The sequence below is a fragment of the Mycoplasma sp. 1781 genome, assembly GCF_053851675.1.
In genome coordinates, this window is record NZ_JBSQBC010000013.1 from 1 (window position 1) to 20,880 (window position 20,880).

General features: G+C 30.2%; 31 protein-coding genes and 2 tRNA genes. 2 read left to right on the top strand and 31 right to left on the bottom strand.

Annotated features, from left to right (window positions below; genetic code table 4):
- Positions 1–342: 342 nt before the first annotated feature.
- From rpmF to rpsJ, 30 genes are all read right to left on the bottom strand, one after another.
- A complete protein-coding gene (gene rpmF, locus ACWXVP_RS02565; protein ID WP_438340879.1) occupies positions 343–540 on the bottom strand; it encodes a 50S ribosomal protein L32 in 198 nt (65 codons plus the stop codon).
- A 16-nt stretch (positions 541–556) separates the two neighbouring features.
- Positions 557–922, bottom strand: a complete 366-nt coding sequence (rplQ, locus tag ACWXVP_RS02570; protein ID WP_438340880.1) for a 50S ribosomal protein L17 — start codon at positions 920–922, stop codon at positions 557–559.
- Complete coding sequence (locus ACWXVP_RS02575; protein WP_456012939.1) at positions 922–1,983, bottom strand: DNA-directed RNA polymerase subunit alpha; 1,062 nt, start codon at positions 1,981–1,983, stop codon at positions 922–924. Before ACWXVP_RS02575 ends, rplQ begins: the two co-directional genes overlap by 1 nt.
- 33 nt (positions 1,984–2,016) lie before the next feature.
- Positions 2,017–2,394, bottom strand: coding sequence for a 30S ribosomal protein S11 (gene rpsK, locus ACWXVP_RS02580; RefSeq protein WP_438340882.1), 378 nt, complete (start codon positions 2,392–2,394; stop codon positions 2,017–2,019).
- Between the two features lie 2 nt (positions 2,395–2,396).
- Positions 2,397–2,765 carry a 30S ribosomal protein S13 gene (gene rpsM, locus ACWXVP_RS02585; RefSeq protein WP_438340883.1) on the bottom strand — a complete coding sequence of 123 codons (369 nt, stop codon included), beginning with the start codon at positions 2,763–2,765 and terminating at the stop codon, positions 2,397–2,399.
- A gap of 4 nt (positions 2,766–2,769) precedes the next feature.
- A complete protein-coding gene (gene rpmJ / locus ACWXVP_RS02590) occupies positions 2,770–2,883 on the bottom strand; it encodes a 50S ribosomal protein L36 (RefSeq protein WP_438340884.1) in 114 nt (37 codons plus the stop codon).
- A 14-nt stretch (positions 2,884–2,897) separates the two neighbouring features.
- Entirely contained in the window at positions 2,898–3,134 is a 237-nt protein-coding gene (infA, locus tag ACWXVP_RS02595; protein WP_438340885.1) for a translation initiation factor IF-1, read from the bottom strand.
- On the bottom strand, positions 3,134–3,886 hold the full coding sequence (map, locus tag ACWXVP_RS02600) for a type I methionyl aminopeptidase (RefSeq protein ID WP_438340886.1): 753 nt from the start codon (positions 3,884–3,886) through the stop codon (positions 3,134–3,136). The genes infA and map overlap by 1 nt, the downstream gene beginning before the upstream one ends.
- A complete protein-coding gene (locus ACWXVP_RS02605; RefSeq protein WP_438340887.1) occupies positions 3,880–4,551 on the bottom strand; it encodes an adenylate kinase in 672 nt (223 codons plus the stop codon). Before ACWXVP_RS02605 ends, map begins: the two co-directional genes overlap by 7 nt.
- Complete coding sequence (secY, locus tag ACWXVP_RS02610) at positions 4,545–6,017, bottom strand: preprotein translocase subunit SecY (RefSeq protein ID WP_438340888.1); 1,473 nt, start codon at positions 6,015–6,017, stop codon at positions 4,545–4,547. The genes ACWXVP_RS02605 and secY overlap by 7 nt, the downstream gene beginning before the upstream one ends.
- Positions 6,017–6,451 (bottom strand): 50S ribosomal protein L15, encoded by a 435-nt coding sequence (rplO, locus tag ACWXVP_RS02615; protein WP_438340889.1) that lies wholly within the window; start codon positions 6,449–6,451, stop codon positions 6,017–6,019. The genes secY and rplO overlap by 1 nt, the downstream gene beginning before the upstream one ends.
- 23 nt (positions 6,452–6,474) lie before the next feature.
- Positions 6,475–7,110, bottom strand: a complete 636-nt coding sequence (gene rpsE, locus ACWXVP_RS02620; protein ID WP_456012941.1) for a 30S ribosomal protein S5 — start codon at positions 7,108–7,110, stop codon at positions 6,475–6,477.
- Positions 7,110–7,457, bottom strand: coding sequence for a 50S ribosomal protein L18 (gene rplR, locus ACWXVP_RS02625; protein WP_438340891.1), 348 nt, complete (start codon positions 7,455–7,457; stop codon positions 7,110–7,112). The genes rpsE and rplR overlap by 1 nt, the downstream gene beginning before the upstream one ends.
- Before the next feature lie 21 nt (positions 7,458–7,478).
- Complete coding sequence (rplF, locus tag ACWXVP_RS02630) at positions 7,479–8,018, bottom strand: 50S ribosomal protein L6 (RefSeq protein WP_438340892.1); 540 nt, start codon at positions 8,016–8,018, stop codon at positions 7,479–7,481.
- Between the two features lie 28 nt (positions 8,019–8,046).
- Positions 8,047–8,457, bottom strand: a complete 411-nt coding sequence (gene rpsH, locus ACWXVP_RS02635) for a 30S ribosomal protein S8 (RefSeq protein ID WP_438340893.1) — start codon at positions 8,455–8,457, stop codon at positions 8,047–8,049.
- Between the two features lie 2 nt (positions 8,458–8,459).
- Complete coding sequence (locus tag ACWXVP_RS02640) at positions 8,460–8,645, bottom strand: type Z 30S ribosomal protein S14 (RefSeq protein WP_004417000.1); 186 nt, start codon at positions 8,643–8,645, stop codon at positions 8,460–8,462.
- A gap of 11 nt (positions 8,646–8,656) precedes the next feature.
- A complete protein-coding gene (gene rplE / locus ACWXVP_RS02645; RefSeq protein ID WP_438340894.1) occupies positions 8,657–9,211 on the bottom strand; it encodes a 50S ribosomal protein L5 in 555 nt (184 codons plus the stop codon).
- Positions 9,212–9,232: 21 nt separating this feature from the next.
- Positions 9,233–9,568 carry a 50S ribosomal protein L24 gene (gene rplX / locus ACWXVP_RS02650; protein ID WP_456002447.1) on the bottom strand — a complete coding sequence of 112 codons (336 nt, stop codon included), beginning with the start codon at positions 9,566–9,568 and terminating at the stop codon, positions 9,233–9,235.
- Positions 9,568–9,936: a 50S ribosomal protein L14 gene (gene rplN / locus ACWXVP_RS02655; protein ID WP_438340896.1), complete on the bottom strand. Its 369-nt coding sequence runs from the start codon at positions 9,934–9,936 to the stop codon at positions 9,568–9,570. Before rplN ends, rplX begins: the two co-directional genes overlap by 1 nt.
- Positions 9,929–10,210, bottom strand: a complete 282-nt coding sequence (rpsQ, locus tag ACWXVP_RS02660) for a 30S ribosomal protein S17 (RefSeq protein ID WP_438340897.1) — start codon at positions 10,208–10,210, stop codon at positions 9,929–9,931. The genes rplN and rpsQ overlap by 8 nt, the downstream gene beginning before the upstream one ends.
- Entirely contained in the window at positions 10,210–10,437 is a 228-nt protein-coding gene (gene rpmC / locus ACWXVP_RS02665; protein WP_444705166.1) for a 50S ribosomal protein L29, read from the bottom strand. The genes rpsQ and rpmC overlap by 1 nt, the downstream gene beginning before the upstream one ends.
- Complete coding sequence (gene rplP / locus ACWXVP_RS02670; protein ID WP_444705167.1) at positions 10,413–10,850, bottom strand: 50S ribosomal protein L16; 438 nt, start codon at positions 10,848–10,850, stop codon at positions 10,413–10,415. Before rplP ends, rpmC begins: the two co-directional genes overlap by 25 nt.
- On the bottom strand, positions 10,828–11,571 hold the full coding sequence (gene rpsC / locus ACWXVP_RS02675; RefSeq protein ID WP_438340900.1) for a 30S ribosomal protein S3: 744 nt from the start codon (positions 11,569–11,571) through the stop codon (positions 10,828–10,830). The genes rplP and rpsC overlap by 23 nt, the downstream gene beginning before the upstream one ends.
- A 1-nt stretch (position 11,572) precedes the next feature.
- On the bottom strand, positions 11,573–11,941 hold the full coding sequence (gene rplV, locus ACWXVP_RS02680) for a 50S ribosomal protein L22 (RefSeq protein ID WP_438340901.1): 369 nt from the start codon (positions 11,939–11,941) through the stop codon (positions 11,573–11,575).
- Between the two features lies 1 nt (position 11,942).
- Positions 11,943–12,224 (bottom strand): 30S ribosomal protein S19, encoded by a 282-nt coding sequence (gene rpsS, locus ACWXVP_RS02685; RefSeq protein WP_438340902.1) that lies wholly within the window; start codon positions 12,222–12,224, stop codon positions 11,943–11,945.
- A complete protein-coding gene (rplB, locus tag ACWXVP_RS02690) occupies positions 12,224–13,072 on the bottom strand; it encodes a 50S ribosomal protein L2 (protein ID WP_438340903.1) in 849 nt (282 codons plus the stop codon). The genes rpsS and rplB overlap by 1 nt, the downstream gene beginning before the upstream one ends.
- Before the next feature lie 114 nt (positions 13,073–13,186).
- Positions 13,187–13,651: a 50S ribosomal protein L23 gene (gene rplW / locus ACWXVP_RS02695; protein WP_438340904.1), complete on the bottom strand. Its 465-nt coding sequence runs from the start codon at positions 13,649–13,651 to the stop codon at positions 13,187–13,189.
- The gene (gene rplD / locus ACWXVP_RS02700) at positions 13,651–14,577 is read right to left on the bottom strand and encodes a 50S ribosomal protein L4 (protein WP_438340905.1); all 927 of its coding nucleotides are present in this window, start codon (positions 14,575–14,577) and stop codon (positions 13,651–13,653) included. Before rplD ends, rplW begins: the two co-directional genes overlap by 1 nt.
- A 2-nt stretch (positions 14,578–14,579) precedes the next feature.
- Positions 14,580–15,368, bottom strand: coding sequence for a 50S ribosomal protein L3 (gene rplC / locus ACWXVP_RS02705; RefSeq protein WP_455966486.1), 789 nt, complete (start codon positions 15,366–15,368; stop codon positions 14,580–14,582).
- A gap of 72 nt (positions 15,369–15,440) precedes the next feature.
- Complete coding sequence (gene rpsJ / locus ACWXVP_RS02710) at positions 15,441–15,749, bottom strand: 30S ribosomal protein S10 (protein ID WP_438340907.1); 309 nt, start codon at positions 15,747–15,749, stop codon at positions 15,441–15,443.
- Between the two features lie 261 nt (positions 15,750–16,010).
- On the opposite strand from rpsJ, the gene ACWXVP_RS02715 reads away from it, so the two are divergent.
- Both ACWXVP_RS02715 and ACWXVP_RS02720 read left to right on the top strand, forming a co-directional pair.
- Positions 16,011–16,094, top strand: a tRNA-Tyr gene (locus ACWXVP_RS02715).
- A 3-nt stretch (positions 16,095–16,097) separates the two neighbouring features.
- A tRNA-Gln gene (locus tag ACWXVP_RS02720) sits at positions 16,098–16,172 on the top strand.
- A gap of 145 nt (positions 16,173–16,317) precedes the next feature.
- Here ACWXVP_RS02720 and ACWXVP_RS02725 read toward each other — a convergent pair.
- On the bottom strand, positions 16,318–20,706 hold the full coding sequence (locus ACWXVP_RS02725) for a hypothetical protein (protein ID WP_456012943.1): 4,389 nt from the start codon (positions 20,704–20,706) through the stop codon (positions 16,318–16,320).
- Between the last annotated feature and the right edge of the window lie 174 nt (positions 20,707–20,880).

A 20,880-nucleotide genomic window follows, 5' to 3' on the forward strand; every position in this document is an offset into this window, starting at 1 on the left:
TTTTAAAAAATTAAAATTGACGTTATGGTATTCGTATCCAGTTTTCAAAGAACTATCTTAATATTTGTTAGCAAAAAAGCTACAATTACTATTATACGCTTTTTATTTTTTTTAATAATATTTTTTTATTTTTTTTAAAAAATCTTAGATATTACTAAATTAGTTTAATTAAAAACTAATCAAGCAAAAATAGAAAGCTTATATATTATATATAAAATTTTTTTATTTTTGAAATTATTAATAAAAAAATATAATCTAATATAGATAATATCTTTTACTAAAAAAGTCAAGTATAACTTATTAAATATAAAACACCAAGTCAACAACTTGGTGTTTCTAAAATTATTTAATTTTATCATTAATAACATTTTTAAGAACTTTTTCTTCCTTATAAAATCCACAATATCTACATGCTTGGTGAGGAATAATTGATTGTTTGCAATGCTTGCATTCTACTAACGTAATAGGACTTAATGCATGATGACTTCTTCTTAAATTTTTTCTTTGCTTTGAGGTTTTTCTTTTTGGAACTATAGCCATAATTTATCTCCTATTTTTATACTAATTTAATAATTGCCATTTTAGCATTATCGCCAGCACGGTTATTAATTTTAATTATTCTTGTATATCCGCCATTTCTTTGGGCGTATTTTGATGCTAGAACATCAAATAAATATTGTAACGAATCTTTGTTTTCAACTTTTGAAGGAATAAGTCTTAAAAATTTAGCTGCTTGTCTTCTGGTTGAAAGGGTATTTTTCTTTCCGAGTGTAATCATCTTTTCTGCATTTGATCTAATTCTTTTAGCTCTTTCAAGAGTGGTTTTAACTTGACCGTTTACCAATAAATCGGTAACTAACGATCTTTCTACATGGTTTCATCATTCAGTATTTCTACGAAATAGTTGTTTTGGGTTAGCCATTATTCTTCTCCCTCATCTGATTTTTTAAGTTGTTCTAGTGAATCTATCGTGGTGTCGCTTTCGAAATCAGCATCATTGCCAATTCTATTTTTTCAATCATTTCTTTTATCAATAATATCTTGAATTGATTTTTTACCTAGGTTTTTAATATTTGCCAATTCTTCATCAGTTAAATTTAATACTTCTTCAATAGTGGTGAATTTTGCTCTTTTTAAAGCATTTTCTGATCTTACTGATAAGCCAAGTTTACTGATCGATACAGATGACTTAATTTCCTTATCTTTTTTATCTTTATTTTCATCGAATAATTCTATCGATTCCAAAGCATCAATATTACCAATGATTTGAAAATGAGCAACAATAATCTTAGCAGCCTGTTCCATCGCATCTTTTGCTGTAATCGTGCAATCGGTTTCTAGTTTAATTTTTAATCTTTCTTCAACTAATTTAGATGAACTATTTAATTCCTCAAAAGAGATTGCACATTTTTTAACAGGACTAAAATCACTATCCATTGCTAAAAATTGACCATTTTTAATATTTGATTCTAATCTTGAACCATATTGACTAATTACATTCTTATTTTCTTCAAAATCAACAAAACCGCGACCTTTTCTTAAAAATAATTCAAATTCTAATGAGCCACCTTTGGCTATATTAGCAATATATTGATCTTTATTTACTATTTCTAGGCCACTAACCTCAGGAATATCATAAGCATAGATTTCGCCTTCCTTATTGGCCTTAAATGATATTTTTGCTAAGTTATCTTTTTCAAACATTTCTTCATTGTAAACAAAACGGATGCTTCTTATATTTCTAACTAATGTTATCGCATCTTCTTGTAAACCACTAATTGTTTGAAATTCATGTTCGACATTATTGATTTTAATCGCAAATGGAGCAACTGATGTAATAGAAGAAAGTAAGGTTCTTCTTAAAGTAGTCCCCATTGTATTTGCATAACCACGCGATAATGGTTCGATTACAAATGTTGTATTAAAATCATTTACTTTTTCAGCGACTAATTCTTTATAAGTAATTTTTTGAATTTTTTCCATAATATCCCCCTATGTTATCCTTGTAAATCTAAATTATTTTTCTCTTTTAAGAATTTTCTTTGGAGGACGAGTACCATTGTGAGGAGTAGGAGTAACATCCTTAACATCCTTAATTGTAAAACCACTTGTTTCAATTTGCTTGCGAGCTGTTGATTTTCCAGGACCAACACCCTTAACCATAATCGACACTTCCTTTAAACCAAATTCTTTGGCTTTTTCAACAGCAGCAGCTGCGGCTAGGCCAGCAGCATATGGAGTTTTCTTCTTCGTACCTTTATATCCAATTGCCCCCGAAGAAGATCATGCAAAAACATTTCCCTTTAAATCTGAAAAAGAAACAATTGTATTTTGGTATGTTGAGTGAATATGCGCAATACCTTGCGTAACAACTTTTTTGTTTTTCTTAGCCATTATTATTTACCTTTCTTTCCAGCAATCGTTTTTCTTGGGCCTTTTCTTGTTCTTGCATTTTTCTTAGTTGATTGGCCTCTTACTGGCAATCCTTTTCTATGTCTAATACCACGATATGATTTAATTTCCATTAATCTTTTAATATTTAGATTAATTTCTCTCTTTAAATCACCTTCAGTAGTATATTGTTTAGCTTCATCTCTAATGCGTGTTAATTCTTCTTCACTTAATTCTTTAACTCTTTTTTCTCCATCAACATTTGCGGCAGCTAAGATTTGCTTAGCAATTGTTGGACCTATACCAAAAATATATGTTAGAGAAATACGAACTTTTTTATTATTTGGAATTTCTATATTTAAAACTCTAGCCATTTTTTTATCCTTGTCTTTGTTTGTGTTTTGGGTTAATGCAAATTACTCTATTAACGCCGTGTCTTTTAATTATTTTACAGTCTTTGCAAATGCTTTTAATCGATGCTCTAACTTTCATAATTCTCCTTAGTTTTATTTATGGCGAAAAACTATTCTGCCTAACGTTCAATCAAAAGGACTGATTTCAACATCAACCATATCACCGGGAATAAGTTTAATGTTATGTAGAGACATTTTTCCTGAAATATAAGCCTTAATTTCAAGATTATTTTCTAACAAAACATCATAATTTTTTGTTGAATGCATCTTGGTAACTTTACCAGTCATTTTAATAACTTCTTCTTTTTTATCTTTCTTGTTTTTTCCCATTAAATGTTGTCTCCTGATAATATATATGCTTCACCATTATCAATTAATACTGTTTGCTCGTAGTGCGAAGTATTAAAACCTAATGGATCAATAACAGTTCAATTATCTTCTTTAATTAATGTTTTTTTTGACTTTTGTAAAATCATTGGTTCAATACAGATAACCATACCGTTTTTAATAAAATCACCTGTATTTGGAATACCGTCATTATTTATAAGCGGATCTTCATGCAAACTTTTACCTATACCATGGCCGCAAAATTCATCAGGTGTATAATAGCCTTTTTGACGAATATAATTTCCGATTGCAGCAGATATATCACCAAAGCGTTTACCTACTTTAATTGCATTAAATCCTGCATAAAAAGCGTCTTTTGCAACTTGAATTAATTCCTTATCTTTTTGTGTAATATTGCCAACACCTTTTGTAAAGGCAGAATCAGAATAATATCCTTCCCATACTACCCCGGTATCAATTTTTACAATATCCCCATCCTTAACAACATAATCAGAAGGGATACCATGAATTAATTCTTCATTAACTGAAATACAACAAGTTGCAGGAAAACCATACATATCTAAAAAAGCTGGTTTTCCTCCTCTTTTCTTAATTTCTTTAAAAGCGACGCTATCAATTTCTTTTAAAGAAACGCCTGGTCTTATAAAGTCTCAAAGAATTTTTTTGACTTCTGCCAAGATTGCGCAGGCCTTTTTAATTTTTTGAATTTCGATTTGATTCTTAATTTTTATCATTTCAAGGCCTCTTTAACGTCATCAAACACTTTTTTTAATGATTGATAGCTATTTACTTCTGAAACTATATTCTTTTTTTTATAAAAATCTATTAAACATTTTGTTTGATCGTTATATATCGCAAGACGTTTTAATACTACTTCTTCTTCATCATCAGCTCTTTTGACAACTTCTGTTTTACAATGTTTACAGAATTTGTCATTAGCTGGTGGGAATGATTCTAGGTGATAAATTGTTTTACATGAAGGACAAATTCTACGCTTCGATAAACGTTCAATAATTTGTTCATCGGTAATATTTAATAAAATAACTTGGTCAATATAAATCCCTTTTTTTTCAAGTGTATCTAAAAACTCAGCTTGATCAATCGTTCTTGGAAAACCATCAAGAATAAAAGGTATTTTCTCATTAACTAAGCTAGTTAGTTTATTTTCAACTAGCTGATTAGTTATATTATCATCAACATATTTTCCTGATTCTAATATGTTTTTAATTTTTAGCCCTAATTCTGTTTTATTTTTAATTTCTTGACGAAACATATCACCAGTTGAAAGTTGAAAATATCCAAAATTTTCAACTAATAGCTTAGAAAGAGAACCCTTGCCAGCACCTGGTGCACCTATAAAAATCAAATTAGGCTTCTTAATTTGACATCTTTCTATCATATTAAATCTTCGTCTTCTCCATATACTTCTTTTAATTCTTTAATCATTCGTCTTCTTCGCGCAAGTTCCTGTGATTTATATCTTGCTTGAATTTGTTGAACGGTTTCTGTTGCTGTTGAAACTAGAATCATTATTGATGTTCCACCAAACGCTATTGGTGCAGGCATTCCAAACATTTGTTGAATAAATTGCAATGCCCCCAATATTATTAAATACCCAGCAGAAAAGAATGATAATCTTAACACAGTATTTAATAAATAATTTTCAGTTTGTTCACCCGGTCTAATTCCAGGAATAAACGTACTGCTTTTTGCAAAATCCTCACTAATCTTATCAATTTTAGATTGTTGTATTCCCATTAAAATAGTTAATCCAAATGTTATGATAACAAATAAGAAGAATCCTAATGGTTGTGTTAGTTGAAGATTTGAATAAACTCATTGATAATATCTACTTGTATTAGGATCAAATAACCCTGCAATCAATGTAGGAACAGAAAGAACCATCATTGAAAAAATTACTGACATAATTCCTGCTGGGTTTGCTTTGATAGGTAGATAACTTAATTCTTTTTCCGTTTTAGATAATCCTGCCCCAACTTGTTGAATTGGAATTTTTCTTTCAGCAAGAGTAAATAATATTACAACAAAAATTACTAATAAATACGCCAGTAAATAAACAATAAAGTTTAGTGTTTCCTTTAAAACAACCGAATTATTATTTTTTACTGATGGCATATAGTATTCAAAAGCATGTCTGAAGGTTGGAACTAGTGAGCTAGCAATTCCGACAAAGATAATTAAGCTCGTTCCATTCCCAACACCTTTATTTGTTATTTGTTCTGATAAAAATAAAGAAAAGAATGATCCAGCTACTAACAATAAAGGAAGAATCACTCATTGATAAGCAAAGGTTCCTTTTTCGCCAAGAGACTTAACTAAACTATCAGAAAATCTTATACCAAAATTATCAGTCTGTGGATTTACTAATGCTCTTGTAATCAATATTGCTTGAAATATTGCAAAGAACAATGTAACAGTATAAGTTATAAAATTAATTTTTATTCTACCCAATGGACCTGATTGACTTAAACGATGAACCGCCGGGAATGCTTTTGTTTGCAAAATCATCATTACTAGCGATGAAGAAATAAAAGGTCCAATCCCCAAGGCGACTATGGAGAATCTACGTAATCCTCCGCCACCTACCAAGTTTAAGATACCAAAGAAATCACCTTGATTCAATCTGTCTTGATGTGCTAATTCAACACCTGGTAAAGTAATAGTACCAGCTATTAAGAAAAGTGAAATAACAAAAAGAGTAAATAAGATCTTCTTAAAAAGACCATGATTTTTTCATCATTCTGATCACGAGTTTCTTTTTTTAGCAAAAAATTTATCAATCGCTAATTTGCGCTCGAGTCTTTTGTTATATATTTCCTTTTCTACTTTAGATCTTTTAGCCATTATTGAACCTCGATTTTTCCTCCAGCTTTTTCAATAGCTTCTTTAGCTGATTGTGAAAGAGATGGAATTGAAACAGTCAACTTTTTAGTTAGTGTTCCTCTTCCTAAAATTTTAACCGGCAATACTCCCTTGATAAGGTTTTTTGCTATCAATGTTTCATAAGAAACAACTTCATTATTTGCATATTTTTCTTCTAGCGAAGAAATATTAACAATTTGGAATTCAACGTGATTTACATTATTAAAACCACGTTTAGGAATTCTTCTGAATAGTGGTAATTGTCCACCTTCAAAACCTAGTCTAACTGTACTTCTTTTTGTTTGTCCACTTTGCCCTCTACCAGCTTGTTTCCCTTTACCGGCAGCATGACCACGTCCGACACGATGTTTTTCTTTACGAGCGCCAGGTGTTGCTTTTAATGTATGTAATTTCATAAATAACACTCCTTAATATTATATTATTTAGCTAATAAATGCTTTACATCAATGTCACGTAGTTTAGCAATTTCTTCAACTGTTTTAATCTTCTTAAGTGCATTAACTGTGGCATGAACAATATTGTGTTTTGTTCTTGAACCATATGTTTTTGTAGAAATATCGGTATAACCAGCTAATTCCACAACAGCACGCACTGTATTAGAAGCAATAATACCAGCACCTTTAGGAGCAGGACGTAGTTGTACTTTTGAAGCTAGGAATTTTTCTTTTATTTCGTGTGGAATGGTTCCGTTAACTATAGGAACGTTGAATACATTTTTTTGTGCATCTTTAACTGCTTTTTTAATAGCATCTTGAACTTCATTTGCTTTTCCGTGTCCAAATCCAACTTTACCTTTTTTATCGCCGACAACAACATATGCTGAAAATGAAAATCTTCTTCCACCTTTAACAACGGTTGTAACTCTGGCGATATCAATAACTTTTTCTTCAAAAATCTTAGTTGCAGGAGTTGCACTAAATTGTTTCTTGGGAGCAAAAGCTTTTCGTTCAGTAGTTGCTTTATTATTTTCTTTTATTTCTGGTTTTTTAATAGGTGAAACTACCTTAGTTTCCTTAGCTACTTCAGTATTTTCTTTCTTTAATTCTTCAGCCATTAGAACTTAATCCCTTCTTCTCTTAATGTGTCTGCAAATGCTGCTAATTTACCATGATAAATATAGCCTGAACGGTCAAAAACGATTTCAGAAACATTTACTTCTTTTAGTTTTAGAGCAAATTGCTTTGCTACCATTTTTACTGCCTCAATATTATTCCCTTTTTCAGATAATTGTCTAGTTGAAAATGAAGCTAATGTTGTATGTGTTTCATCATTGACTGCTTGTGCATAAAAGTTATGTAATGATTTAAATACAACAACACGTGGTCTTTGTGAAGTACCTTTTGCTAATTTATTAGTAATTTTTAAATGTTTAACTTTACGTCTTTCATTTCTTGATAACATAATTTTTTACCTATTTTTTAACTACTTAGCAGCAGTTTTTCCTTCCTTACGTCTAATAACTTCATCTTTGTACATAATTCCCTTACCTGAATATGGGCTTGGACGTCTAATATCTCTTATATTTGCAGCAAATTCTCCAACAGCTTGTTTATCAATACCAGAAATTATAATATTAGTTGGTTTTGGTACCTCAATTTTTAGATTTGATGGAATTGCCTTAACTACACTGTGCGAATATCCGGCAATTATTTCGATTTCATTTCCCTTAAGTGTTGCTTTGTAACCAACACCCTTAATTTCGATTTCTTTTTTATAACCTTTTGAAACTCCGATTAACATATTACTAATAATAGCGTTTGTTGTACCATGCAATTGCTTTGTAGTTTTTTCTTCATTAGCTCTTAAAGTTTTAATTTCATTATTTTCAATAATAACAGAAATTAATGGTGAAAATGTATATTCTAATTGACCTAAATTACCTTTAATAACAATATGGTTTTTTGATAAATTTATTTCAACACCTTGAGGAATAGATAAAACTCTTTTTCCAATTCTTGACATAGTTTAAATCCTTAAATCTAAGTAAGTTCTATCAAATAAAGGCAATAACTTCGCCACCTAAGTTAGCTTTTCTTGCTTCTTTATCAGTTAATAGACCTTTTGATGTTGAGATAATTGCTGTACCATATCCGCTTAAAACACGAGGTAATTTGTCAGCTGATGAATATACTTTTAAACCTGGTTTAGAAACTCTTTTAATATCTGTAATTGCAGATAGATTTTGATTCATTCCTTTGTATTTTAAAGTAATTTTAATTTCTTTAAAACCTTTTGGTGAGGTAATGATTTCATATGAAGTAATATAACCTTCTCTTGTAAAAATTTCTAAGATTTTTTCTTTTTTAGTTGAGTGAGGAACTAGAACTTCATGATACTTTCTTGAAATAGAATTTTTAATTCTAACAAACATATCTGCTATTGGGTCTGTAATAATAGCCATAATTATCAACTCGCTTTCTTTACGCCAGGAATCTTTCCTTCGTGTGCTAATTCTCTAAAACAAATTCTACAAATTTTATATTTACGTAACACTGCATGAACACGACCACAAATTTGACAACGTGTGTATTTTCTAACTGAAAATTTTGGTTCACGTTCAGCTTTAATCATTAACGCTTTTCTTGCCATACAAATTCTCCTTAATTAGTACCTTTTGCAAATGGAATTCCAAGTTTCTTTAATAATGCAAATGCTTCTTTATCTGAATTTGCACTGGTTACAAGAATAATATCCATACCTTTTAACTTACGAATTTTATCAAATGAAATTTCTGGGAAAATAATTTCTTCTTTAATACCAATCGCGTAGTTACCACGACCATCAAAACTTTTTAAGCTTGTACCATTAAAGTCACGTACACGAGGTAAAGCAATATTAATTAATTTAGTTAAAAATGATCACATTCTTTCACGTCTTAATGTTACTTTTCCACCCATTGGCATACCTTCACGCAATTTTCAAGATGCCAATGATTTTTTTGCCACTGTTTGATATGGTTTTTGTCCAGTTATTTGGCTTAATTCAACCATAACCTCTTCAATAGCTTTTGAGTTTGATACTTCATTTCCGGCTGTCATATTAATAACAATTTTTTGTAAACGCGGAGCTTGCATAATTGATGAGTAACCAAATTCTTTAACTAATTCAGGGCGAACTTGCTCTAAATATTTTTTTTCTAATTCTAATTTAGCCATTTTCTATTTCTCCTTATTTACTTATATAACCTTATTAACTTTTTTCATAACTCTTTGTTTTTTACCGGTCTTAGCATCAACTTTAAATCCTATTTTTGTTCCAATTGACTTTTGGCCTTGCGCACCTTTTTTTGCTAGGTATGCTACATTAGAAATGTGAATAGGAAATTCTTTCTTTTCAATTTTTCCTTCAGTATTTTCTTGTGAAGGTTTATGGTGTTTGGTTTTCATGTTAATTTCTTTTAGAACAACGGTTTGTTTCTTGACATTTGTTGATAAAACTGATGCAAATCTACCTTTTTCTTTTCCTGAAATAACTAAAACAATATCATTTTTTCTAATTTTAGCTTGAGACATTATAAAACCTCCGGAGCTAATGAAATTATTTTTAAATATCCTTTTTCACGAAGTTCTCTCGCTACAGGACCAAATACCCGAGTACCTCTCATAGTACCATCTTCTTTAATTAAAACAACAGCATTATCATCAAATCTAATGTATGAACCATTTTCTCTTGCAATGCCTCTTTTTGTTCTAACAATAACTGCTTTTAAAACTTGACCTTCTTTAACCACACCATTAGGGATTGCCTTTTTAACAGTAACAACAACAATGTCACCAATATTTGTGCTTCTTACAACCGAACCACCAAGGTTCTTAATAATCATTACTTCTTTGGCGCCAGAATTATCAGCTACATTACATCTCGAAAATTCACTAAGCATTTTCGTTTCCTCCGATAGCGTGTGATTTAATCTCAACTAATCTAAAGTGTTTAGTTTTTGAAAGTGGTCTTGTTTCTTGTATTTCAACAACATCACCAATTTTTGCTTCATTTTTTTCATCATGAACAGCAAATTTCTTAGATACTTTGAAACGCTTTGAGTATAATGGGTGTTTTGCATATGTTTCAACCATAACAGTAATAGTTTTTTCATTCTTAGTACTAATTACAGTTCCAACAAGCTTCTTACGATGATTTTCTCTAACTTGTTCCATTATTTATCTCCTTCTTCCTTTTTGGCATTTATAGCAGTCAAGGTTCTAGCAATATCTTTTTTAACTAAATTAATTTTGTGGGTTTGGTCTAATTGACGAGTCGCATTTTTGAAGTGTAGAGAAAATAATTCTGCTCTTAATTCTGCTAATAAAGTTTTTAGTTCTTCAACTGTTTTTTTCTTTAATTCAGTATATGACATAATTATTTTTCTCCTTCCGATTGACATGTAGCATCTCTAGAAACAATTTTTCAAGTAACAGGCAACTTGTGACCGCCTAATCTTAAAGCGTCTTTCATAGTATCAGTTTGGTTTCCCATAACTTCAAACATCACTGTTCCTTCTTTAACAACTGCAAATCATTGATCAGGACTACCTTTACCAGATCCCATACGAACCCCAATAGGTTTAGATGTTTTTGACATATGTGGAAATATCTTGATAATAACCTTACCTTCACGACCCATACGACGAGTAATAGCAATACGAGCTGCTTCAATTTGTCTTGCACTGATTCATGCTGATGAGGTTGATTTTAAACCAAACTCACCAAATGAAACTGTGTTATTACGATGTGCTTTAGTTTTATCATGGCGGATACGAAACATTTTTCTATGTTTAGTTCTCTTTGGTTGAAGCATGTTTTTCACCGCCCTTTCTAATAACTCTCGGTCTTCTTTCAGTTTTATTTGATTCCAAAGCACTAACTTGTGCTTTTCCGTTTTCTAAAATTTCACCTAATGAAACTCAAACCTTAATACCCAAGATACCATATGTTGTTTTAGCCTTAGCAACAGCATAATCTACATCTTGTCTTAAAGTATGCAATTTCATTTCACCTTCGGTATATCCTTCCGTTCTAGCCATATCAACACCATTTAAACGGCCAGATACAGAGGTTTTAATACCTTTAGCTCCTGCTTTCATAGCACTTTTGATAGCAAATTTTTGTGCTAATCTGAAGCTTCCCCGATTTTCTAATTTAACAGCAATGCCTTCTGCTAATAGTCTTGCATTTAAGTCGGGATTTTTTAGTTCTATTACATCAATAGTAATATTAATTTTTTTATTTCTTAGTTCTTTTTTAAGAGCTAATGTTATAGCTTTAATATTATCACCATTTGTTCCTAATAAGGCAGCTGGTTTAGCTGTATATACATAAACAATAATATTACTGTTTTGGTTTCTCTTAATTTGAACATTGCCAATTAAATATTCACGAACCTTTTTATCAAAGAAATCATAAATTTTTTGATCTTCTAATAAGAACTTAGCAAAATCTTGCTTGTCTGAATATCAAACAGTATTATGCGGTTTTGTTATACCAAAACGAAAACCATTTGGATTAACTTTTTGACCCATATTATTTTGCCTCCTTATTTAGTTCGTCTGTATTTAATTCCATTAATTCAACATAAAAGTGACTAGTTCTTTTTAAAATTGGGTATGCTCTGCCACGTGAGTGAGGTTGAAATCTTTTTAATGTAGGACCTTCATTTACTAAAATTTTTGAAACTACTAATTTAGTAGCATCTAAACCAAAATTATTTGTTGCATTAGCAATCGCTGAATTTAAAAGTTTAAGAATAATTTCTGAAGCCTTTTTGTATGTTGTTTGCAAAATGATTAATGCTTGTGTAGCTGATTTATAGCGAATTAAATCTGCTACTAATCTAGCTTTTCTCGCACTAATTCTTTGCATTTTAACTGATGCCTTAACTATTTGTGCCATATTATTTCTTTCCTTTAGCCTTATCAGCACCGTGACCATTAAATGTTCTTGTTGGTGCGAATTCACCTAATTTGTGGCCGACCATATCATTTGTTACAAAGACATCAAGAAATGCATGACCATTGTGAACTTGAAATGTTAAACCAATAAATTCAGGATAAATTGTTGAACGTCTTGATCAGGTTTTGATTGGACGCTTTGGTGCTTTATTTTCAATAATAGCAACCACTTTTTTCATTAAGTGATCATCAACAAAGGGCGCTTTCTTTAATGAACGAGACATTATTTACTTTCCTTTCTTCTTCTAATAATAAATTGGTTAGATGATTTTTTAGTTGCTCTAGTTTTAACGCCCAGAGCTTTTTTACCTCACGGAGTCATTGGTGATTTTCTACCAATAGGTTGTTTACCTTCACCACCACCATGTGGGTGATCATTAGGGTTCATGGCTGAACCTCTAACTGTAGGTCTAATTCCTCTCAATCTATTTCTACCAGCTTTACCGATATTAACTAATGAGTGTTCTTCATTTCCAACTTCACCGATTGTAGCGCGGCATACACCTAGAACTTTTCTCACTTCGCCAGATTTCAGTCTTAAGATAACGTATTTTCCTGATTCATCCTTACCTAAAATTTGCGCTGAACTGCCAGCAGAACGAGCAATAATTCCACCTTGTTTAGGTTGTAATTCGATATTGTGAACAAATGTACCTTCTGGAATATTTCCAAGTGGTAAGTTATTTCCTATTTGTATATCTACATGTTCTCCTGAAATAACTTTTTGTCCAACCTTAATATTTTTTGGACTGATAATATATCTCTTTTCTCCATCACGATAAACAATTAAAGAAATATTGGCTGATCTGTTTGGATCATATTCGATTGTTTTAACAATAGCCTCAATTCCATCCTTGTTATATCTTTTGAAGTCAATAATACGATAAAATCTTTTTAATCTACCACCGTGGTGACGAGTTGTAATTTTACCTTGATTATTTCTTCCGGAATGTGTTGGAAGTGCCACAAGCAATGATTTTTCTGGTTTATGTCCAGTTAAATTTGCTTGATAGTCAAGAGAAGACATATTACGACGACCATTTGTATAAGCTTTAAATTTTTTAATAGCCATTGTCTTCTTTTCTCCATTTCTTAAAAATATTTGTTTGTATAATATTTATCTTTTAAGAATCTAAATTATTATTTTTAAAAATTAATCTTATAGTTTTTGTTTTATCGAGATTAATTATTTTGATTCTGTTTCTTGCTTAATTTCTTCTGCTTTTTCTTCAGACTTTTGCGTTTTTGCTTCTGCAGCTCTTTTAATTTTTTCTGCTGCTTTTAGTTCGGCTTCTGATATTTGTTTAACTGTTTCGACATTTTCAGACTTCATTTCAGTTTCTTTTGCCTTCTTTGCTTCTTTAGCTTCTTCAGCAAATAAAACAATCTTTGAATCTTTGTCTAAAAACACAACAGCCTTCTTAACGGCATTTTTAAACCCTGCAAATCTACCTAATTTAGCTGGTTTTTTATCATAATTAATGATATTAACTTTTTCAACTTTAACATCAAAGATAAATTCAACAGCTTTTTTAACTTCAATTTTGTTTGTTCTTCTGTCAACCACAAATGTATAGACATTTTGATTAGATCTAGCAATTTCTGATTTTTCAGTTAAAACTGGATATTTAATAACATGATTAATATTCATTATTTTGCCATCCCTTCTAAGAACTTAACATCTTCCTTGCTAATCACTAAAACATCAGCAGCTACTAATGATTCGATTGACAATGATGTAACCTTGTTTACATTAACATTTGGTAAATTTTTAGCCGATTTATAAATGGTTTCATTTGAAGAAACTATTAGAATATTGTTTAATCCAATTAGATTATCCTTATTTAATTCAACTAATAAGGCTCTAGTTGAAATACTTTCTAGTTCATATTCTCTAACTAAAACAGAATTTGCATTTGCTAGCATTGTTAATGCTGAGAATAAAGCATTTTTTCTAGCTTTTTTATTAATTTTAAGATTGTAATTTCTTTCGGTTGTTGGTCCAAATGCTCTACCGCCACCAACAAAGATTGGACTTCTTAATGACCCAGCACGAGCATTACCTGTATGTTTTTGTGGTCATGGTTTTTTGCCTGTTCCACTAACTTCACCACGTGATTTAACCTTATGAGTAGCCAGACGTTTTGAGCCTCTTTCTACCAAAATAGCGTCAAAAACTGATTGAGTATGTATCTTTTCTAATCCAAACACACTCTTTGGCAATTCAAAATCACTTTCTTCCATTTTTTTAGCTGGTGATGCTGGTTTATCAACTAAATTTTCTTTTTCAATAAACTCGATAGCATCCTTGCTTTCAACTTTAGCTTCAATAACTCTGTTAGCAATAATTCTAGCCTTTTCTACATCAACACTACCACTATATGCTCCATTACGGTGAAATCATACTCTAGTACTATTCTTAGATTTTTCGCTAACATTAATGAATTCATTAACGGCATCAATAAATTCAGCAAAATTTCCTGAAACTTTTTCTTTTGCTTTTTTGAAATTAAATGATATGTTTCGGTCTTTATCGAACTTTTCTGAGATATAGTATTTATCAACAATTGTAGACATAATTATTTATCCCCTTCTGTAGCTTCTTCAAGAGCTTTCTTCATTTCGTTTAATGACATATCCATATTTAATTCAAGATTATATTTCTTAGCTTGTTCAAAAATTTCATTCTTTGCTAATGTTTCTTTTAAATTAACTAATTTAATTTCAGCTTTCTTTTGAACTGATTTCTTAGCATTTTTAATAACCAACAAAGCGCCTTTTGCTCCAGGAACACTGCCTTTAATAATTAATAAGTTATTTTCTGCTTCAGTTTTTACAATTTCTAAATTTTGAATTGTAACTTGTTCAGCTCCAAGGTGACCAGGCATTGTCATACCTTTTCAAACTCTATTACCAGATATATCACCAATAGAACCGGTTTGTCTTATAGGTTGCGAACCACCACCACCACCATGTGATTTAGGACCAATATGTTGGTTTCATCTCTTAATGGTTCCGGCAAAACCTTTTCCTTTTGAAATAGCCGTAACATCAACCACATCTCCGCCTTCAAAAATTGAGGCATCTAATGTTTCACCTAAGTTAAATCCGGCCATATTACGGATTTCTTTTACGAATCGCTTAGGTGTTGTATTTGCTTGCTTGAAATAATTTACTTCAGGTTTCTTAATTTGAGATTTTTTCTTATCTTCTAAACTAAGTTGTGTTGCAATATAACCGTTTTTTTCTTCGGTTAAAATTTTGGTAACAACATTTGGTTTAACTTCAACAATAGTTACAGGTATTAACTTACCTTCGCTAGTGAATAGTTGAGTCATTCCAACTTTTCTTCCTAAGATTCCTTTCATTTTTATCCTTTCATTTTTTTAAAAAATCGGTGCCACATATACGTATATATTTTAAAAAAAATAATATCTGTATTATGCTACAGATTTAACGCTAATTTGAACACCAGCAGGCAATTCAAGTCTTTTTGCTTTATCAATTAGTGTTTCGCTAACATTTGACAAAACAATTAGACGTTTATGAGTTCTGCTTTCGAATTGTTCACGAGATTTTTTGTTAACATGAACAGATCTTAAAATGGTAACAATTTCTTTTCTTGTAGGTAGAGGAATTGGACCACTTACCATAGCCTTCTCAGCTTTCGCTAGAAGTATAACCTTTTTAGCAGCATCATCTACTAAACTAGCTTCAAAGGCTTTGATTTTAATTTCTAATTTTGCCATTGTTTGTTCTCCTTCTTCATTATATGAAGCACTCCGCATAAGTTCTCGATAACCAAGATGAACAACTAAGCTCGGTATATCGTAACCTTATGCTTCTTTGCATAGTTGCTAATTTATTATACCAAAAACATTTTTTTTGTAATTTTTTTAAACTTTTTTTATATAAAACACCACAAACTGGGTAACAAGATAATGAATTTATTTTTTATTTTTTAACAAATAATTTTTTTTATAATATAATTTAACTTGCTAATGTAAATTGGAGGGGTAGCGAAGCGGCCAAACGCGGGTGGCTGTAACCCACTTCCTCACGGTTCGGGGGTTCGAATCCCTCCCCCTCCACCATTTTGCCCTTTAGCCAAGTGGAAAGGCAGCGGTTTTTGGTACCGCCATCCGTTAGTTCGAATCTAACAAGGGCAGCCATATCATTAGTTGATTATTTAATCAAACATGACTAGTAGTAAACTCGAGTATTTTAACTTGAGTTTTTTTATTTAAACAAAACAAAAAGCTCAAACCTCTTTATATGGGTAAAAGCTTTTTTTGTAACGGCATATTATATTTATTTTTATTTAGATTCACTAAGATTAGATAATATTTGCTTTAATTTATTTATCTCGTCTATTAAATCTGAAATTTCTTTCTTTTTCTTGGCAAGTTCTTTATTTGTAGTACTTAGAGTTTGGCCTACATTTTCTTTATTTTTCAACTCTTTTTGAATGATATTATTGATATTACTAATTTCCTCACTAATATCATTAGCTTGGCTTATTTTTTCTTGAAGTTGATGCTTATTCTTCTTTAATTCTTCATTTTTATTTAAAAGACTTTGTTTATTAGATTCAAGATTTTTCTCAGATTTATTAAGTTGCTTTTCGAGACCTAATTTAGCAAATTCTGAAGCATGCTTTTGTTGTAGGGCTAGATTTTTTTCATTTTCAATAGAACTAAATAATTTTGTTTTTTCAACTACGTTCTTATTTGCTAATTCAAGTCTTTGCAATACTTGTTTCTTATTTGTTTCTAATTCATTTAGTAATTTTTCAACTTCTTCAATTTCAACAATCTTAGTGTTTAAATTATTACTATCCTCTGCAACCTTTTGCTTTGCGTTTTTTAAGCTTTTGCTAGCATTATTTTTCTTTTCTTTAGCATCAATAAATAGTTTTTCTTGATTATTATAAGCTTCTTGTTTTCATTGCACTTCTTTATTTTTATTATTTAATTCTATCTTAGCATATTCAAACAATTCATAAGCCTTATCTTGCTTTTCTAATGAAACATCTAAATCCTGTTGTGCCTTTGCTTCTGCTTGTTGCACGCTTTTTTCTATTTTTTTAGACTCTTCTAAATCTTTTGTTTTTTGATCCTTAATTTCTTGTTTTGATATAAATTCCTTGTTAGCACCTTCTAATATTTTTTGAGTTTCTTCTTTATTTCTGAGATCATTTTGATTTTGATTTTCAACTTCTTGTTTTAGCTTTTTCTTTTGGTCTAATTCTTCTATTTTTAATGATTCATTTGCAAGTTTTTCTTCATATTCAGCCATTGCTTGATCATTGCTATTTTTTGCTTCATCTAGTTCTTGTTTGACTTTTTCTACTTCATTTGTTAAGCGATTTAGATCACTAGTTAACTCATTTATTTTTTGTGTTTGGGCTTCTAAATTGCTATTATTTATTTCTTTTTGTTTTTGTAATTGGCTAAGATTAGATTCAGCATTTTTAATTTCTTCTTCTTTATTAGTTTTTTCTTTTAATTTACTTTGTGTTTGCGATTGCAATTCATTTTCTTCGGCAAGTTTATTGTTCTTTTTTTCATTAGCATTATCTAAAGATTTTTGTGCTTCTTGCTCTGCGAGTTTTGCTGCTTCGAATTCTTGTTGCGCTATTTTTAGCTGTTCTTGCTTGGTTTGCAATTCAGTATTCTTGGTTTGAAAATCTTTTCGAGCTTGTTCTAATTTTTGATCAGCTTTATTTTTTTCTTGTTGCAATCTAGTTTCATTTTGCGAAGCAGTTTCTACTTCGCTAACCTTGGTTTCTAAGAGTTTTTTGTTTTTTAACAAATCAGATTGTGCTTGATTATACTTCATTTCAGCGCTATTTTTTACTTCTTCAGTATGTGAAAAATCTTGATTTGCTTTTTGCAATAGTTTATCTTTATTTGCAACTTCTTGCTTGGCAGTTTCTAATTGCTTTTTAGCTTCCGCAAGTTTTTGCTCAGCCATTGCTTTTTCGGAGATAGCTTGTTCTTTTTGTGGCATTAAATTATTTTTAACTTCTTCCTTAGTCTTTAAGTTTTTCTTAGCTGCATCGATTGTTTTAAATGTTGCCACATATTGTTTATTAAGTTCATCATATTTTTTATTTGCATCATCAAATTCGCTTTGTTTGGCAATTATTTTTTCGTCAAATTTAGAGTTGGCAAGCCTTTGATTTAATTGTTTATTTTCATCATTTATTCTATCAATGTCTTGTTGATTTTGCGCAAGTTCTTGTTTAGTTGTTTCAATTTCTTTTTGTTTTTTAGCCACCTCATCTTGCTTTTTATGAATATCAGGAAACAAATTTGAAGTTTCTTTATATATTTCTACCCAATTGTCTGCAGTAGCATCAGACATAGAAGTATTATAATGTCTTCATGTATCTAAATAAGGCTGGGCAAACTCAAAAATATCTGGATATTTTTCTTTTATCTCATCATATTGAGCTTGAGCAAGATCATACAGTCAAGAATCATCATCATCATTGCCAAAATTATAAATTTGGAAGAGTTTTACGATTTTTTCTAGCTCTTCATAACTATAATAATCACCGCCATAAGGGGTATAGTATTTTTTACTTTCTTCAACAATTTCTTCTTTATTTTTATCTATTACTTGATTAAGTGATGAAACTTCACCTTCTAAATTAGACAATTTATCCCTTTTTTCGTTTAATTTCTGGTTTTGTCTTTTTGAGTCCTCTTGATTTTTTTTAAGTTGCTGATCTATTTTCTCTTTTTCACTTCTTAATTGTCTTAATTCAGTATTATTTTTATCTTTTTCTTCTGTTGCTTTTTCTGTTTTTTCTCTAAGTTCATCACTTTTTCTTTGTTCCTCTAATAATGTTTGTTGCGCTTGTTGAAATGCTTCCTCGGCTTGCTGATAATCTCTTGCAGCATTTTGTTCCTTCTCGCTCTTTTTGGCAAAATCTTCTTCAAGACTTGAGATTTTCTGTTCAATTTGAGATTGTTTTCCTTCTGCTTCTTGCTTTTCAACATTTGCCTTATTTTTAATTTCTTGTTTCAAAGCTAACTCGCTTTTCTTATTATCTAATTCAGTTTTTGATTCTTTTTCTTTATCTTTAGCTTTTTGTAATTCAGATTCAGCTACCGCTTTTTCACTATTCTTTGTTTGCAAATCATTTTGCGCATTTTGCAATTTTTGATCAGCTTCTTTTTGGTTTTTTATTGCTTGTGTTTCTTTATTTCTAGCCTGTTCTAATTCCCTATTCGCATTGGGCAAAGCATTTTCTAATTCTTTTAGTTTTTGTTGCTTTGTTTCTAAAACTTTTTTTGCATCTTTAAGCTTTTGTGTTAATGATATTATTTCATTTGATATATTTTGAATTTCTTGTTCAACTTCTTTAGTTTTGTTACTTAATTCAGTATGTTGTTCTGATAATAATTTCAATTCATCTTTTTTTGATTCTAGTTCTCTTTGCAATTCGGCTTCTTTTAAAACAGAATCATCATAAGCATCAGATAATTTTTTCTTTTGTAATTCAGCATCTTGTTTTTCTTCATGTTTTTGTTGCTTAGCTTCATTTTTAGCTTTTAAATCATTTTCTTTTTCTTTTAGTGTTTCTTTGGTTTTATTTAGTTTAGTTTGAGCATTATTTTTTTCTTTTTTGGCTTCATCAACAGCTCTTAATGCTAGATCTACCTCGCGAGATTTTTGCACTAAATTATCACTACTTTGTTGTAATGCTTGTTGTACCTTTTTTAATTTATTTGAAGCCTCTTCTTTTATGGCACTTGCCTCATTTAATTCTCTGGTTGCAATATCAAGAGCTTGTTGTTTTAAATTAACATCTTCACTTTTTAATTGTAATTGTTCTTTAGCTTGATCTAAGAGTTTTTCTTTTTCTATAACTTCCGCATTTAAAAAATCCATTTTTTTCTTAGCTTGGCTATAGCTAGCTTCTGCTGAATTTTGTTGTTTTTTTAAACCTTCTAACTCGTTCTTTAATGTTTGCAAGGCATTATTTTTTAGATCAAAATCTTGTTCTGCTTGTTTAAGTAATTCTGATGCCTGTTTTTCTTTTTGTTTAGCTACTTCAAGATCATGCGATATTTTATCTTTAGCTTGTTGCTTGTTGCTCAATTCCATACTTTTTTTATTAATATCACTTTCGATATTTGAAATTGATTTTTTGGCATATTCAATATCTGTTTTAGCATCAGCCAATATTTTTTTAGCTTTTTCTAATTCACTAGTTTTTGATAACAATTTTTCTGATTTTTCAATAAAAATCTTATTTGCAAAATCAAAATTTGATTGAATTTTTTTATGTTCTTGTTTTGCTATTTCTAATTCCTTTTTAGCTTCATCATATGCTTTTATTAAACTCGCAAATTCCGCTTCTAGCTTTATTTGTTCATTTTTGATTTCTTCTAACTTAATCCTAGACTCACTATTTTTTGCTTCAAGATTCTCGATATTTTTCATTATCTCTGCAAACTTATTTTTAGAATTTTTTTGTTCTTTTTTGATATATAGCAATGCTTTTTTAGCTTCTTTTAACTGCTTTTGTTTTTGCGAAATAATTATGTTATATTTAGATATATCTTCTGTTTTTTGTGCAATTGATTTATTCTTGTTATAACGTGCATAGATAAATGCTGAAATACCTGCGACCACCAGCCCTGTTGACAATCCTAAACACAATGCTAATGTACCCTTACTTCTTCTCATTATTAAATACCGCCCTAAACATTTTTATTAATTGATTCTATTTATTAGTTTTTAGCATACTAATAATCTCAAATTATATATATATATATATATGAACGAATATCGTCTAAAACAGGGCGCTTTTTAGCTTTTTCTAGTGATTTTACTATCAAGAAGGCAGTTGTTTATTGAAAG